Genomic DNA, 14,669 nt, shown 5'->3' with positions numbered 1-14,669 from the left:
GGAAGAACGACTCCTCGAAGGTGACAGAGGTACGGGAAACCGCACCTGTCACCTGGAGGAGCCCATGCCCGACACCCCCGCTGTTCCCGGCACCCCCGCTGTTCCTGCCGCCACTCCCGACCCCACCCCGGCCACCGGGAGCGGCTTCCGTGCCCGCTCCTGCTTCCGCTTCCGCTTCCGTTCCCGCTTCCGACTCCGCCGCTCGGTCCTCGTACCGCTGACCGCCGCCGTGGTGCTCGTGGCCGGTACGGGCGGGTGGTACGCCGTCGGTGGCGGCAGCTCCACGGTCGGGCCGGCCCCCGCCGAGGGCCCGGGGGAGAAGGTGGCGCCGCTCGCCAGGTCGCTGCACCTGCCCTGGCCGCGCGAGGGCCAGGCGAGCGTGGCGGTCGAGGGGATCGGCAGCCTCGGCACCCGGGGGGAGCAGAAGCCGGTCCCGATCGCCAGCGTCACCAAGGTCATGACGGCCTACGTGATCCTGAAGGGCCACCCGATGCGGGCGGACGCCCCCGGCGCGACCGTGGTCGCCGACCGGCGGGCGGCCGACGAGTCGTACTCCTCCGTCGAGACGACCGCCCCCGTGCTCGCCGGGCGGGAGTACACCCAACGACGGCTGCTGGAGCTGATGATGGTGCCGTCGGGCAACAACGTGGCCCGGCTGCTCGCCCGTTGGGACGCGGGCGGTGAGAAGGCGTTCGTCGCGAAGATGAACCGGGCCGCCGCCGGACTCGGCATGCGCGCCACCACGTACACCGGGGTGAGCGGCATGGAGACGAGTACGAGGAGCACGGCGGAGGACCAACTGCGGCTGGCCCGCGCCGCCATGAAGGACCCGGCCTTCCGGCGGATCGTGGCGACCGCCTCCGTCACGGCCCCGGGTGCCGGGGTGACCTTCCGCAACACCAACAAGCTGCTCGGGCGCGACGGGGTCATCGGCCTGAAGACCGGCTCCTCCACCCCGGCCGGCGGCAACCTCGTCTGGGCCACCACGCAGGAGGTCGCCGGAGTCTCCCGCCTGGTCCTCGGGGTCGTCCTGCACCAGCGTGCCGGCACCACCCCCACCGAGGGCAGCGCCGCCGCCCACGATGCCAGCCGCGCCCTGATCTCTGCGATCCGCGCGGACCTCCCGGCGGCGGCGAACAGGGCCTAAAGCGCGCGGGTCAGCGCAGGGTCTTCAGCATCTCCGCGGTGAACGGGGTGATGTCCGAGGTCCGCCCGCGCAGGGTCTTCGCCGCCCACTCGGGGTCGGAGATCAGCGCCCGCCCGACGGCGACCATGTCGAACTCGTCGCGCTCCATCCGGTCCAGCAACTGCTCGATGCCGGTGACCTCGGAGTCGTTGCCCTGAAAAGCGCTGAAGAAGTCGCCGTCCAGGCCGACCGAGCCGACGGTGAGGGTCGGCCTGCCGCTGATCTTCTTCACCCATCCGGCCAGGTTCAGGTCGGAGCCCTCGAACTCCGGCAGCCAGTAGCGGCGGGTGGACGCGTGGAAGACGTCGACACCGGCCTCGGCCAGCGGCGTGAGCAGGTCGTCCAGTTCCTGAGGGGTCCGGGCGAGCTTCGCGTCGTAGGCGTCCGCCTTCCACTGCGACATCCGGAAGAAGAGAGGGAAGGCGTCGGAGACGGCGGCGCGGCAGGCCGCCACGATCTCGGCCGCGAAACGGGTCCGGGAGACCAGGTCGCCACCGTAGGCGTCGGTACGCCGGTTGCTTCCGGACCACAGGAACTGGTCGATCAAGTAGCCGTGGGCGCCGTGCAGTTCGATGCCGTCGAAGCCGAGGCGCTCGGCGGCCGCCGCCGCGTCGGCGAAGGCGGCGATGACGTCGTCGAGATCCTGCTGCGTCATGGCGCGCCCCTTGGGCTCGCCGCTCAGGGACAGGCCCGAGGGGCCGACCGGCTCGGCGTCCGGTACGGGCCCGGCGCCTTCGGTGCGGGTGACGCCCACATGCCACAGCTGCGGGATGATCGCGCCGCCCGCGCGGTGTACGGAGTCCGCCACCTCTGCCCAGCCCGCGAGCGCCGCTTCGCCGTGGAAGCGCGGGACCCGGTCGCTGGTGCCCGCGGATTCGTGGTCGACGTAGGTGCCCTCGGTGATGATCAGCCCGACGTCACCGGCGGCCCGCCGGGTGTAGTAGTCCGCCACGTCCTGTCCCGGCACGCCGTCCGGGGAGAACTGCCGGGTCATGGGCGCCATCGCGATCCGGTTCCGGCTGGTGAGCCCGCGGACGGTGAACGGGCGGGAGAGGGTGTCCGCCGCGCGGGCTGCCGTGCCGGTCACGCCGGTGGTCACGCCGGTCGTCACGCCGGTGGACACGCCGGTGGTCACGCCGGTCGTCATGCCGGTCGCCACGTTGGTCGTCACGCCGGTCGGAGCGTGTGCCGTCACGTCTGTCACGTCGGTTTCCTGTCAATAGCCGGGGGTGTCCACCCGGCGCCAACACGCTCCCGCCGCGTGGGCATCCCGGCACCGGCCCCGATCCGGGTAAAGTCTGGGCAAAGAGCGGAGCCAGCCTCCGGTGGTCGGGTGGCCGTCGGCGCGGCGCAGCGGCGCGGGACTGTGACCCGAACCACTGCCGGACGCCGATGACTTCACCGTTCACCGCCGGTCATACCCCCGACGCCTTCCGGACGGGGAGGGCACGACAGACGGGACACCCCATGACCGACGCCGTGAAGGGCCCTGCCAGTTACTTCCCCTCGATCGAGAAGAAGTACGGCCGCCCGGTCTCCGAGTGGAAGGACCTCATCCGCGCCTCGCCGCTGACCAGGCACATGGAGCTGGTCGGCTGGCTCAAGTCCGAACACGGACTGGGCCACGGGCACGCAGGCGCCCTGGTCGCGCACACCCTCGCCGAGGGCAACCACCCCGTGGGCAACCACCCCGAGGGCAACGCCCGCTGACCCGGTCTCCCGACGGCCCCGTTTGTCGCCGGCTCCCTGCAGCTATGTCCGCGATCGGTAACCGAGGCATCCCACCGGGGCGTTCGCCTGTCTAGATGGGTGCACGGCATCGGTGGAGACAGCAAAAAGGGGCGGGCGGACATGGGCAAGCACAAGGGAAGGGCATGGCACAGCCGGCTCCTGGCGGCGGCGCTCGGCGTGACGGCCCTGGCCGCCGCCACCTCGGTGTGGACCGCACAGGCCGACACCACCGGGGGGCGGCCGGCGGGAAGTGTCGCCTCGCCGGACGAGCGGGACCGGCCCGTGGCCAAGGTGGCGGCGGACATCGCGCACGCCTCGGACAGCGGGGACCGGGGCGTCAACATCACCATCGACGACGGACCGGACCCGGTCTGGACGCCGCAGGTGCTGCGCCTGCTGAAGGACGAAGGCGTGAAGGCCACGTTCTGCATGGTGGGCACCCAGGCCCGGGCGTACCCGGACCTGGTCAAGCAGGTCGTGGCGGACGGCCACCGGCTGTGCAACCACACCGTCTCGCACGACACCACGATGGACACCAAGTCCGAGGCCTACCAGTCGCAGCAGATCCTGGATGCCGAACGCATGATCATCAAGGCGTCCGGAGGCGTCCGGTCGCAGTACTACCGGGCCCCGGGCGGCGCCTTCACCCCCTACAGCCGGCAGCTCGCCGCGTCCCACGGGATGCGACCGCTGGGCTGGAACGTCGACACCAAGGACTTCGAGCACCCCGGTGCGGACACCATGGTCGCCACCGTCAAGCGCGAGATCTCCAACGGGCCGACCGTCCTCTTCCACGACGCGGGCGGGGAGCGCTCCCAGACGTTGTCCGCTCTGCGCGAGGTCCTGCCCTGGCTGGAGGGGCAGGGCTATTCCTTCGGATTCCCCGTGCGTTGATCCAGGCACGCTCGCCCCGCCCTACCCCGCCCCGCCCTCGTCTTCATCAACTCGTCGACGAGTTCCCGGGCCGCCCATCGCCCGGTGCCGAGGGCGGTGGGGCCGATGCTCCGGGATCCGCGCCCACCAGTAGAGTTCGATGCTTGTTCGAATCGACGCGAGGTGGGGGGACGGATGGTGGGCGCACAACTGAGAGACACCGCAGAGGAGTTGGCGGCGGTGTTGTGGCGGGAGCACACCGTGTACCGGGAGCGGTCCGGGGGGATGGTCATCCGGGGTGAGCACGTACGGCGGTGGATCAGCCTTGCTCCGGCGGGCGGCCGGGACGAGATTCTCGTACGCGCGGGTCGCATCCTGGACGGCGGCACCACCGCTCCGGCGCGTTCGGAGGCCGTGGTGCCCCTCTCCGCCGGTACGGGCGTGCTCGCCGCGACCTGCCGGCGCCTGCTGGCCGACGCGGCGGCCGACGCGGCGCGGCCCGCTCCGGACCGGGCGGCCACGGGGCGGTCCCGGCGGCCCCGGCGGACCCGCGGGTCCGCGCGGCGGAACGGCAGGGGAAGGCACACCGGTTTCAGCTCATGGGTGATCCTCGTGTGCGTCGCCGGCGTGATCGCGCTGTTCGCGTACACCTCCGCGATGCACGGCTGACGGGCGTACGGGCGTACGGGCGTACGGTCCGCGCGGGCATCCGGTCCGCGCGGGGCGTCGGCCAGGAGCGACATGCGACATGGTGGTGGTGACGGTCGCTCCGGGGCCGGGGGCCGCAACGGGCCGCGGGGGTCGCACGCACCGGTGATTGTCAGTCCCCGGTAGCAGGATCCCGTGCCATGACCGCACCGATCAGTGAGTCGTGGACGCGTATCGAGAACTGGCTGGCCGAGCACGCGCCGACGACCTACGCGGCGCTGATGCCGCCCGCCGACCCGGCGGATATCGCCGCGACCGAACGGGACATCGGCCGCCCGCTCCCGAAGCCCCTGGTGCTGTCGTTGCTCCGGCACGACGGCCTCCGCGACCAGGGGGGATCGCTGCTGCCCGGGTTCTACAGGCCGATCGGCGCCCGCCGGATCGCGGAGGAGTGGCGGCTCTTCACCGGCTTCTACGACAGGCTCACGGCGGAGGAGAAGGGGGACGAGGTGGACTCCGACTTCATGGGCATAGGGTTCAGCGGCGTTCTCTACGGACATCCGCGGTTGATCCCCATCGCACGGGATGTCGGAGGGGGCTACCTCGTGCTGGACCAGCGCCCGGAGATCGACCGGGGTCGTGTCCATCAAGCCGAGCCCGTGGACGGCGTCAGGCGCGGGTCCCATGAGGCGTGGGCGTCCCTGCCGGTGCTGATGGAGACCGTGGCCGCGTCTCTGGAGACCGGCCGGCCCGTCGACCACTACAAGCCCGAGGTGGATGAGGAGCAGAGGCTGCAGTGGGACGTCATGCCGTTGCGCGACGACCGGACCGTGGGGGAGCGTGCCGTGCGTCAGCCATGACCGGGGCGCCGGCCGCGGGCCGCCGACGTCAGTGAGCAGCGTGTGTCAGCGCGTGGCGTTCCGCTCCGCCGACCACACGGCGGACCGGTGAACCACGGGACCGTCGACGCGGACCGCCCCCGCCGCCCAGGCGGCCCAGAGCAGTTCCTGGCACCCGAAGATGGATTCCCCCCAGCTGTCCACCCAGAGGTGGACGCGGGACGGTCCGACCTGTGTGGCGTCCCACCACTCCCAGCCCCGGGAGCTCTCGTCGGGAGCGAAACGGTGCAGCCAGTCGTGCAGTTCCCACGGCCGGCCGCCCCCGGTGTGCGTCACGTACCCGTCGCGGCCGGCCCGTGCGAACTGCGGGGTGGCCTGTGCGAGCCGCGGGGCGGCCCGCTCCCCGCTCCCGGAACTCACGGCGGCGAACCAGTCCGGAACACCGTCGACCGGGAGGTTCTCCTGCTCGAAATCCATGGTGCGGCCCAGTCGCACCGCGACTGAGAGCACCGACCGCAGGCGCCGTCCGTACTCCGCCGCGCCCCCGGAGACGTCAACGGCGAAGAGGGAGAGAACGGGCGGCGCGACAGCGGCACTCGGGCGGTCCCGCAGGCGCCGGAGTTCGGCGGCGAGGCTGTCGACGGTGTGCATCATGTGAGGGGGTGCACCCTTCCCGGGCTACTCGTACTGGCGGCAGTGGCCCGGAAAGACCGTCCGGACCCGCGCGGTGACGAGGGCGAGGGCGGCGCGGGAGGTGGCGGCGTCGGGATCGCAGCCGAGTTGCAGGGCCAGGCCCTCGACCAGGGAGTGGAGTTCGAGGGCGGCGAGGTCCTGATCGGTGCCGTCCGGGACCTCACCGCACTCCTTCCCGTTGTGGACCGCCGTGGCGAGCATCGAACGGATGAGCCGCCCCGTCTCGGCGTGGGCCTGCGCGAGGCGCGGGTTGTCGACGGTGCGGCCCAGGAAGGCCAGCACCACGCGGTGTGCCGAGCGGCGGCGCGGGTCCACCGGGAGCCATTCGACGAGCCCCTCGACGACCACGTCACGGATCGGCAGCCGCTGGCGCGTGGCGCGTTCCCCGAGCGCCGAGACCCGGTCGAGGATCTGCCGCACGACGCGTTCGTGGGTGAACAGCAGCATCTCGTCCTTGGTCGGGAAGTAGTGCTGTACGTGTCCGACGGAGACACCCGCAGTGGTGGCCGTCCGCGCCACGGTGACCCGGTCCAGGCCCTGTTCGGTGATCAGTTCCTGTACGGCGTCGGCGACCTGGATGCGCCTGGCTTGGTGATCGACGACCTTCGGCATGCCGTCAGGGTATCCGTCGTCGCGCCTTGCGGCACCCTTTAACCATATGCTCGTATGGTAAAAACGGGAGACGCCGACCAGGGGGTGGCTGTGGACACGACAGCGGCAGCGAGGACGCGGGGACACCGATGGCTCACAGGGCCGGGGCCGGGGAGGCTGGTCCGGGCCGCACTCGTGGCGGGGGGGGGGGGGGGGGGGGGGGGGGGCCCCCCCCCCCCCCCCCCCCCCCCCCCCCCGCCAGGTGGGTACGGGCGCTCAGGAGCCGTACGCCCCGGGCCACGGACCGGGCGGCGCCACGTCCGGCTCCACCTCGGTCTTCGTGTCGCAGAGCCGGAAGCCGCGCCGGAGATAGTTGTCCATCGCGTGCGGGCCGTCCTTCGAGCAGGTGTGCAGCCATACCCGCTTCGTCGCCGGCCGCTCCGGCCAGCGCTCCGCCAGGTCCCAGGCGCGCGCCACCCCGTAACTGAGGAGGTGACCGCCGATCCGCCGCCCCCGGAACGCCGGGATCAGCCCGAAGTACATGATCTCCACCACGCCGTCGTCGTGCGGGTTCAGCTCGACGTACCCGGCCGGCGTCCCGTTCTCGTACGCCACCCAGGTCTCCGCCCCCGGCCGCTCCAGAGCCTCCTGCCACTGGGCGTACGTCATGCCCAGCCGGTCGGTCCAGTGGATGTCGCCGCCCACTGCGGAGTAGAGGAACCGGCTGAACTCCGGCAGCACCACCTCGGACCGGACGATGCGCAGATCGCCCTCCGGTACCGCGGCGGGCCGGAGATCGTCGGGCGAGGTCTGCTCCAGCGACCAGACGGTCACCTCGGTGGTCGGGGCTGCGGGCTGCGGGGTATCGCTCATGACGGCCAGAGAACCATGCCGCCGCCCGCCCCCGCACGGCGGCCCCCGCCCGGGAAGGCCACGCCCCCGACGGCCGCCCCTCTCAGGCGGTCGGAGCCGCCCCGCGGGCCTCCGCCACCACGGGCGCCCTGGAGTGCGGCAGCAGATCCGCGCGGTCCTCCGGGTGGATCACCTCCACCTCCACCCCGTCCCCGAAGCGGTACGGGCGGTGGGCGAGCACCTCCGCCAGCTGACGCCGCAGCCGGGAGACCTCGGCCCGGACCGTCACCGTCCGGGTGCCGTCCCCGAAGATGTCCCGCGCCAGTTCCGAGGCCGACCGCCCCTGCCGGTGCACCGCCAGCGCGTACAACAGCTCCGCGTGACGCGGCGAGAGCCGCTGGGTGCGGCTCCCCAGCGGCCCGGCCACATGCACGGCGAGCGCCCGGGGCCGGCTCAGGTCCAGCACCACCCGTCGCGGCACCCCCTCCGTGCCGCCGTCGTCCACCTGTACCAGCCAGCCGCCCGGCAGCGGCTCGACCCGGCACATGCCGAGCGAGGGCAGCCACACCGGACCCGGCCCCAGCGACTTCGGCAGCGGCAGCCGGTCCACCGGAGCCATCCCGGTCACCGCCGCCAGCCGCCCGTGCACGTCCACCGCCAGCGCCCGCCCGCCGATCCGGCACAGGATCGGCGCGGCCACCGCGCGCAGCCGCTCGATCTCCGCCAGGTGACGGGTGCGGATCTCACCCTCGGCGAGCCGGGCCACCGAGTCGACCAGGGCCAGCGTCGCCGGGTGGAACGTGGACGCCGGACCGCTGATGTCCACGATCCCGATCAGCCGGCCGTCGCGCGGATCCCGGACCGGGGCCGCCGCACAGGTCCAGCCGTGCAGCGCCCGGATGAAGTGCTCGGCCGAGTGGACCTGGACGGGGACCCGGGCGGCCAGCGCCGTCCCGATCGCGTTCGTCCCGGTCGCCGCCTCGGCCCAGGCCGCCCCTTCCTCCAGGCAGATGTCGTGGGCCCGGCGCAGCACCCCCCTGTGGCCCTGCCGCCACAGCACCCGGCCCTCGGTGTCGGTCACCACCATGATCTGCTGCGCGGCATCCGCTATCGAGGCCAGCCCCGCCCGCAGCAACGGCATCAGCTCGCCGAGCGCCGTGCTGTGGCGCCGGTGCTCGATCTCGTCCGCCTGCAGCAGCTCGCTCTCCGGCGACTGGTCGGGGTCGATGCCGCTGCGCACCACCCGGTCCCAGGAGGCGTCGATCTCCGCCCGGGGCGCGACCTCGGACCGGGTCCCCGCCAGCCGCGCCTCCCGCGCGCGGTGGAGCGACCGGGTCTCCTGGCGGCCCGCCCCCTGGCCCGTCACCCGCGCCACCCCCGCAGAACCTGTCTCCGCCATGGTCCCCGTTCCCCCCGAACGTTCCCCGCCCGGCCCATCCTGCCGGTCACCTGGCCGGACCGCCGATCAGTCCACACAATGGTTGCAACCCTTTGCAACTCTGGCCAGGTCCCGCGGCTCCGTACAAGAGTGGCAGAACACTGTGCGCCGGGCCTGTCCCGGTCGCCCGGTGTTGCAGAAGCATGGAGGGTGGTGCCGTGTCGGCGCAGCACCACCCTCCGTCGCTTCCTCCCTCTTTCGCTATGCGCCCTTTCGCTGTGCGCCGTCCGGCCGGGCCCTTGTCACCACCGACGCCAGGTCCAGACTGTGCGGCAGCGTCCCGAACGCCGAGCCCCAGTTCCCGCCGAGCCGCGAGGCGCAGAACGCGTCGGACACCTCGGGCGGGGCCCAGCGCACCAGCAGCGATCCCTGGAGCACCAGCGCCATCCGCTCCACCACACGCCGTGCCCGCGCCTCGATGCCCTCCAGATCGGCCAGCTCCGTCAGCAGGCCCCTGATCGCCGCGTCCAGCCGGTGATCCGCCCCGCGCGCGTGGCCGACCTCGCGCAGAAACGCGTCCAGCGCCTGCGGCTCCCGCTGCAACGCCCGCAGCACGTCCAGCGCCTGCACATTGCCCGAGCCCTCCCAGATCGAGTTGAGCGGCGCCTCACGCAGCAGCCGGGGCATCCCCGACTCCTCCACGTACCCGTTGCCGCCCAGGCACTCCAGCGCCTCGCCCACCACGGCGGAGCAGCGTTTGGTGACCCAGTACTTCGCGGCGGGCACCGCGAGCCGCAGGAAGGCCCGCTCCTCGGCCGTGTCGTTGTCGTACGCGGAGGCCAGCCGCAGCGTCAGCACCGTCGCCGCCTCCGACTCCAGCGCCAGATCCGCCAGCACGTTGCGCATCAGGGGCTTGTCGATCAGGAGCCCGCCGAACGCACGGCGGTACGCGCTGTGATGGACCGCCTGGGCCACCGCCTGCCGCATCAGCGCCGCCGAACCCACCACACAGTCCAGCCGGGTGGCCGCCACCATCTCGATGATGGCGCGCACCCCGCGCCCCTCCTCGCCGACCCGGCGGGCCCAGGTCCCGTCGAACTCGACCTCGGCGGACGCGTTGGACCGGTTGCCCAGCTTGTCCTTCAGCCGCTGGATCGCGAACACGTTGCGCGTGCCGTCCGGGAGGACACGCGGCAGGAGGAAGCAGGTCAGTCCGCCCGGCGCCTGCGCCAGCACCAGGAAGCCGTCCGACATCGGCGCCGAACAGAACCACTTGTGACCGGTGAGCAGGTACTCGCCCTCCCCGGACAACGGCTCGGCCCGCGTCGTGTTGGACCGCACGTCGGTGCCGCCCTGCTTCTCGGTCATGCCCATCCCGAGGAGCACCCCGGCCTTCTCCCGCGGGGGCCTGAGCCCCTCCACGTACGTGTGCGAGGTCAGCAGCGGCTCCCACTCGGCGGCCAGCGCCGGGTCGGTCCGCAGCGCGGGCACCGCGGCATGCGTCATCGACAGCGGACAGCCGTGCCCCGCCTCGGCCTGCGTCCAGACCAGGAACCCCGCCGCGCGCCGGACATGACCGGCCGGACGCCCCCAGGCGTCCGTCAGCCCGGCCGACACCGCATGGCTCAGCAGCCGGTGCCAGGACGGATGGAACTCCACTTCGTCGATGCGATGCCCATAACGGTCATGGGTGCGCAGTACGGGAGGATGCGCGTTCGCCTGCGCACCCCACTCCTGGGCCTGGGCGGAGCCCGCGGCCCGGCCGAGCTCGCCGAGCTCCTCCAGCGCCACGGGCAGGACCTCGGGCGGGACATGCCGTTCGACGGCCTCGGACAGGGTCCGGTCGGCGGCGAAGACGTCATGGCCGACCAGCGGTGGAACCTGATTGGTCACGGTGTGGGTGGTGGCTGCCATGCCGATACGGTAAGGAGGTGCAGGCAGCAAAAGAAACACCCGAGCGGCCACCGGGCCGGCTCCACCGGGCGCGAGTGCTCTACCGCAACGTCTCCAAACGACGGATGGCGTGGCACTTGCTCAAGGACACCGTCAACTCGTGCATCGAGTACCGCATCCTGGGACTCGCGGCCGAGGCGGCGTTCTTCACCCTGCTCTCGCTGCCCCCGCTGCTGCTCGGCATGATCGGACTGCTCGGTTACGTCGACGAGTGGACGACGACCACCACCGTCGCCTCCATCGAGCGCAACATCCTCTCCGCCGCCCAGACGGTGCTGTCGGAGCGCGGGGTCAACGACTTCGCCAAACCGCTGCTCGCCGACGTCACGACCGGGGCCCGCCCCGACATCATCTCCCTCGGCTTCGCCATCGCCCTGTGGTCCGGCTCCCGCGCGGTGAACGTCTTCATCGACACCATCACCGTCATGTACGGACTCGACGGTCACCGCGGCATCGTCAAGACCCGGCTGCTCGCCTTCCTGCTGTACGTCGTCGCCCTGCTGATCGGTGCGGTGGTGCTGCCGCTGCTGGTCGTCGGCCCGGACCGGGTGGTCGAGCTGGTGCCGTGGGGCACCGAGGTCATAGCCGTCCTGTACTGGCCGCTCGTGATACTGCTGGGCGTCGCGTTCCTCACGACGCTCTACCACGTGTCCGTGCCGGTGCGTTCGCCCTGGATCGAGGACGTCCCCGGGGCTCTGATGGCGCTCGGCATGTGGGTCCTCGGCAGTTTCCTGCTCCGGATCTACCTGACCAACACGGTCGAAGGCCCCACCATCTACGGCTCCTTGGCGGCGCCGATCGCCGTCCTGCTGTGGATCGGCATCTCCGCCTTCGCGGTCCTGGTCGGCGCCGCGGTCAACGCGGCCATCGACCGGGTGTGGCCCTCGCTCGCCACGGCCGCCGCCCGCGAGGCCACCGAACGCGTCCGGGCCGCGCAGGCCGCCGAGTTCGTCGCCCGGACCCGCTCGGCCGCCTATGCCGGAACGGACGACGACGATGACGAGGACGACGGCCCCGCGTACATGCCCTCCGAGTTCCCCGAGCGCTGGTCCCGCTTCCTGCCGCCCGACGACGTGAAGTCCCGGCTGCACGCGACCTGGGAGAAGGACCCCAGGGACACGAAGGAGTCCAAGGAGCCCAGGGAGTCCAAGGAGCCCAGGGACGCCGAGGAACCGCCCGCGCGCTAGCGTGGAAGCATGCCCCGGGAACACCAGCGGTACCAGGAACGGCCGTCCCGACTGGCCGGGGCCGTCGTCTGGACCCTGGACGTCCCGCCCGGACCGCCGGGCCCCGCCCGGTCCGTCCTTCCCGACGGCTGCATGGACCTGATCTGGTCCGCCGGCCGCCTGGTCGTCGCCGGACCCGACACCCACGCCTTCCGGGTCGACCCCCGCGACCGCGCCTCCTGCGCCGCGATCCGCTTCCCGCCCGGAACCGCCCCCGTGCTCCTCGGCGTACCGGCCGACGAACTGCGCGACCACCGGGTCGAGCTCGCCGACCTCTGGTCCCGTGCCGCCGTCAGCGGGCTCGTCGACCGGATCGACCGGGCCGCCGACCCCGCGGCCGCCCTGGAGGACTACGCCCTGGGCCTGGCCGCCGAGACCGGCCCCCCGGACCCGCTCACGGCGGCCGTCGCCGACCGGCTGCGGCGCGGCGGCTCCGTCGCGGCGACGGCCGCCGAGGTCGGCCTCGGAGCCCGCCAACTGCACCGCCGCTCCCTGGCCGCCTTCGGCTACGGCCCCAAGACCCTGGCCCGGATCCTCCGCCTCCAGCGCGCCCTGTCCCTCGTCCGCGCGGGCCTGCCGTACGCCGAGGCGGCCTCCACGGCGGGCTGCGTCGACCAGGCGCACCTGGCCCGCGAGATGCGCGCCCTCGCCGGGACGACGCTCGGCGCCTACTCCGGGCGCTACGAGGCGTCGGCCGCCGCGAACAGCGACACCCCGCAACCGTCCGGGTCCAGGACGACCGCGTAACGCTGCCCCCACACCGCGTCCCAGGGCTTCAGGTGCCCGGCGTACCCGGCGTCGACCAGCTCCGCGTACAACGAGTCCACCTCCCGCGGGCTGTCGCAGACGAAGGCCAGGGCGACCCGCTCACCGCCCGCCGGGCGCTTCCAGTCCGGATCGAACGAGGCGATGACCTCCTCCGTGTCCCACAGCAGCCGCTGCCCGCCCGGCAGGGTCACTTCGACATGCGGCGCGGACTCCGCCCCTTCGGGGATGTCGAGGCCGAGCCTGCGGTAGAAGGCGAGCGAGGCCGCCAGGTCCGCCGTGATGATGCTGATCGCGTCAAGTCGTGGAGTCATGCCCCGACCGTACGCACGCGGCGCCCCGACGGTCTTGTACGAATCGGTCGCCCGCGCCGGGTCCTCACCCCAGGCAGTCGGCCGGCGAGGTCCCCGGGTCGGTCACGGCCAGGCCCAGGGCGGCCCGCTCCGTGATCCACCGCGTCGGCCGGTGGCGCGGGTCGCCCGTCGTCGCGTGCAGCGACCGCTGGAGCCCCAGCATCCTCGCCGCCCCGACCCGCTCGCCCCAGGCCAGCGGTCCGTACGGATAACCGAGCCCCGTGGTCACCGCCAGGTCGATGTCACCGGGCGCGGCGAGCGAGCGCTCCGCGATCGAACAGCCGACCGCGACGACGGAGGACAGCAGCCGCTGCGCGACCGTGCCCGCGGTGTCCCGCACCACCGACACCGCGTACGGATCATCACCCTCGGCTCCCCGCGCCAGCACCGCCCGCGCGTCCCGGGCGGCCACCGCGTCGCCGGCCGCCGTCACCGCGAGGACCCGCCGCCGCCCCGCCGGGGGCAGCACCTCCACGCCGAACGTACGCTCCCGGGGCCACGCGCCCTCCGCCACCGCCGCCGACACCGGCGTCCCCCAGACGGGCACCAGCACCACGGCCCGCGCGGACGGCCCCGCGCCCCGCTCGACCCGGACCCCCGCCGCCTCCAGGGACCCGGCCAGGGACTCCTCGTACGCTGCGGTCTCCGGCCGCCCGCCCGGAACCAGGAACACCGGGCGCTCCGCGTCCCCGGTGACCGCGCTCTCCGGCGCGGGGCCGGAGAGCCCGTCGCCGTACGCGTACCAGCCCCGGCCCGTCTTACGGCCGTGCACCCCCGCCACCACCCGGTTCGGGGTCAGGAAGGACGGGCGCAGCCGGTCCTCGTACCGGAACCCCTCCCAGATCGAGTCGATCACCGCGGCCGTCACATCGAGACCGGTCAGGTCCATCAGCTCGAAGGGGCCCATCCGCAGCCCCAGCACGTCCCGGGCGATCCGGTCGATCTCCGCCGGTTCCGCCACCGACTCCTCCAGCAGCGCGAGCGCCTCGGTCACCAGCCCCCGCCCCGCGTGGTTGACCAGGAAGCCGGGGGTGTCGGCGACCGTCACCGCCCGGTGCCCGCAGCCCTCCACCAGCTCGGTCAGCAGGGCCGGGATCTCCGGGCGGGTGGCCGCGCCCGGCACCACCTCGACGATCCTCATCAGCGGCACCGGGTTGAAGAAGTGCAGCCCGGCCAGGCGCGAGGGGTCCCGGAGCGTCGCGGCGATCCGGGTCACCGACAGGGAGGAGGTGTTGGTCGCGAAGACGGCGGAGGAGGGCAGCGCCCGCTCCAGCTTCCCGAACACCTCGGCCTTGGTCGCCAGGTCCTCCCGTACGGCCTCGATCACCAGCTCCACCTCCGGGCCCGCCGCCCACGGCTCGGCGAGCGGCACCAGCCGGGCCACGGCCCCGTCCCGCTCGGCGGCCGGCATCCGGCCCTTGGCGACGGCCCGGTCCAGCATCGAGGCGACGAAGTCCAGGGCGTCCGTCACCGCCTCGGGCCGTACGTCCCCGAGCTCGACGGTGTGTCCGGCGCTCGCCGCCCACTGGGCGATGCCGCGGCCCATGGCCCCGGCTCCGACGATCCTGATACGCATGGCGG

The 14,669-nt window shown here is 73.1% G+C and carries 15 protein-coding genes; 7 read left to right on the top strand and 8 right to left on the bottom strand.

Annotated elements, in window-relative coordinates:
- Positions 1-229 precede the first annotated feature (229 nt).
- Positions 230-1,147: a D-alanyl-D-alanine carboxypeptidase family protein gene (locus ACIQRW_RS07475; RefSeq protein ID WP_403756405.1), complete on the top strand. Its 918-nt coding sequence runs from the start codon at positions 230-232 to the stop codon at positions 1,145-1,147.
- Positions 1,148-1,157: 10 nt separating this feature from the next.
- On the opposite strand, the gene ACIQRW_RS07470 is transcribed toward ACIQRW_RS07475, so the two are convergent.
- On the bottom strand, positions 1,158-2,333 hold the full coding sequence (locus tag ACIQRW_RS07470) for an NADH:flavin oxidoreductase (protein ID WP_403756402.1): 1,176 nt from the start codon (positions 2,331-2,333) through the stop codon (positions 1,158-1,160).
- Positions 2,334-2,653: 320 nt separating this feature from the next.
- On the opposite strand from ACIQRW_RS07470, the gene ACIQRW_RS07465 reads away from it, so the two are divergent.
- The 4 genes from ACIQRW_RS07465 to ACIQRW_RS07450 all read left to right on the top strand — a co-directional run bounded on the left by ACIQRW_RS07465 (position 2,654) and on the right by ACIQRW_RS07450 (position 5,298).
- On the top strand, positions 2,654-2,896 hold the full coding sequence (locus ACIQRW_RS07465; protein ID WP_403755784.1) for a DUF4287 domain-containing protein: 243 nt from the start codon (positions 2,654-2,656) through the stop codon (positions 2,894-2,896).
- A gap of 141 nt (positions 2,897-3,037) precedes the next feature.
- Positions 3,038-3,811, top strand: a complete 774-nt coding sequence (locus ACIQRW_RS07460; protein ID WP_403755781.1) for a polysaccharide deacetylase family protein — start codon at positions 3,038-3,040, stop codon at positions 3,809-3,811.
- A 174-nt stretch (positions 3,812-3,985) separates the two neighbouring features.
- Positions 3,986-4,459, top strand: coding sequence for a hypothetical protein (locus ACIQRW_RS07455; RefSeq protein ID WP_403755778.1), 474 nt, complete (start codon positions 3,986-3,988; stop codon positions 4,457-4,459).
- A 179-nt stretch (positions 4,460-4,638) separates the two neighbouring features.
- Complete coding sequence (locus ACIQRW_RS07450) at positions 4,639-5,298, top strand: SMI1/KNR4 family protein (RefSeq protein WP_403755775.1); 660 nt, start codon at positions 4,639-4,641, stop codon at positions 5,296-5,298.
- Positions 5,299-5,343: 45 nt separating this feature from the next.
- Here the strand turns inward: ACIQRW_RS07450 and ACIQRW_RS07445 are convergent, their stop codons facing one another.
- From ACIQRW_RS07445 to ACIQRW_RS07425, 5 genes are all read right to left on the bottom strand, one after another.
- Positions 5,344-5,931, bottom strand: coding sequence for a hypothetical protein (locus ACIQRW_RS07445; RefSeq protein ID WP_403755772.1), 588 nt, complete (start codon positions 5,929-5,931; stop codon positions 5,344-5,346).
- Positions 5,932-5,955: 24 nt separating this feature from the next.
- Positions 5,956-6,582 carry a TetR/AcrR family transcriptional regulator gene (locus ACIQRW_RS07440; protein WP_403755770.1) on the bottom strand — a complete coding sequence of 209 codons (627 nt, stop codon included), beginning with the start codon at positions 6,580-6,582 and terminating at the stop codon, positions 5,956-5,958.
- A 255-nt stretch (positions 6,583-6,837) separates the two neighbouring features.
- A complete protein-coding gene (locus ACIQRW_RS07435) occupies positions 6,838-7,434 on the bottom strand; it encodes a GNAT family N-acetyltransferase (RefSeq protein WP_403755767.1) in 597 nt (198 codons plus the stop codon).
- Positions 7,435-7,516: 82 nt separating this feature from the next.
- Entirely contained in the window at positions 7,517-8,812 is a 1,296-nt protein-coding gene (locus ACIQRW_RS07430) for a GAF domain-containing protein (protein ID WP_403755764.1), read from the bottom strand.
- Between the two features lie 240 nt (positions 8,813-9,052).
- A complete protein-coding gene (locus tag ACIQRW_RS07425) occupies positions 9,053-10,705 on the bottom strand; it encodes an acyl-CoA dehydrogenase family protein (protein ID WP_403755761.1) in 1,653 nt (550 codons plus the stop codon).
- A 17-nt stretch (positions 10,706-10,722) separates the two neighbouring features.
- On the opposite strand from ACIQRW_RS07425, the gene ACIQRW_RS07420 reads away from it, so the two are divergent.
- Entirely contained in the window at positions 10,723-11,931 is a 1,209-nt protein-coding gene (locus tag ACIQRW_RS07420; protein WP_403755758.1) for a YihY/virulence factor BrkB family protein, read from the top strand.
- A 9-nt stretch (positions 11,932-11,940) separates the two neighbouring features.
- On the top strand, positions 11,941-12,717 hold the full coding sequence (locus tag ACIQRW_RS07415) for a DUF6597 domain-containing transcriptional factor (RefSeq protein WP_403755756.1): 777 nt from the start codon (positions 11,941-11,943) through the stop codon (positions 12,715-12,717).
- Here the strand turns inward: ACIQRW_RS07415 and ACIQRW_RS07410 are convergent.
- Together ACIQRW_RS07410 and ACIQRW_RS07405 are read right to left on the bottom strand one after the other, a co-directional pair.
- Complete coding sequence (locus tag ACIQRW_RS07410) at positions 12,651-13,049, bottom strand: VOC family protein (protein WP_403755754.1); 399 nt, start codon at positions 13,047-13,049, stop codon at positions 12,651-12,653. The genes ACIQRW_RS07415 and ACIQRW_RS07410 overlap by 67 nt on opposite strands.
- 64 nt (positions 13,050-13,113) lie before the next feature.
- The gene (locus tag ACIQRW_RS07405) at positions 13,114-14,664 is read right to left on the bottom strand and encodes a 3-hydroxyacyl-CoA dehydrogenase NAD-binding domain-containing protein (RefSeq protein WP_403755751.1); all 1,551 of its coding nucleotides are present in this window, start codon (positions 14,662-14,664) and stop codon (positions 13,114-13,116) included.
- Between the last annotated feature and the right edge of the window lie 5 nt (positions 14,665-14,669).

The organism is Streptomyces sp. NPDC091287 (genome assembly GCF_044768525.1).
GTDB lineage: Bacteria > Actinomycetota > Actinomycetes > Streptomycetales > Streptomycetaceae > Streptomyces.
Note: the sequence above shows the minus strand (reverse complement) of the source record. Positions and strands in the feature narration are given on the sequence as shown.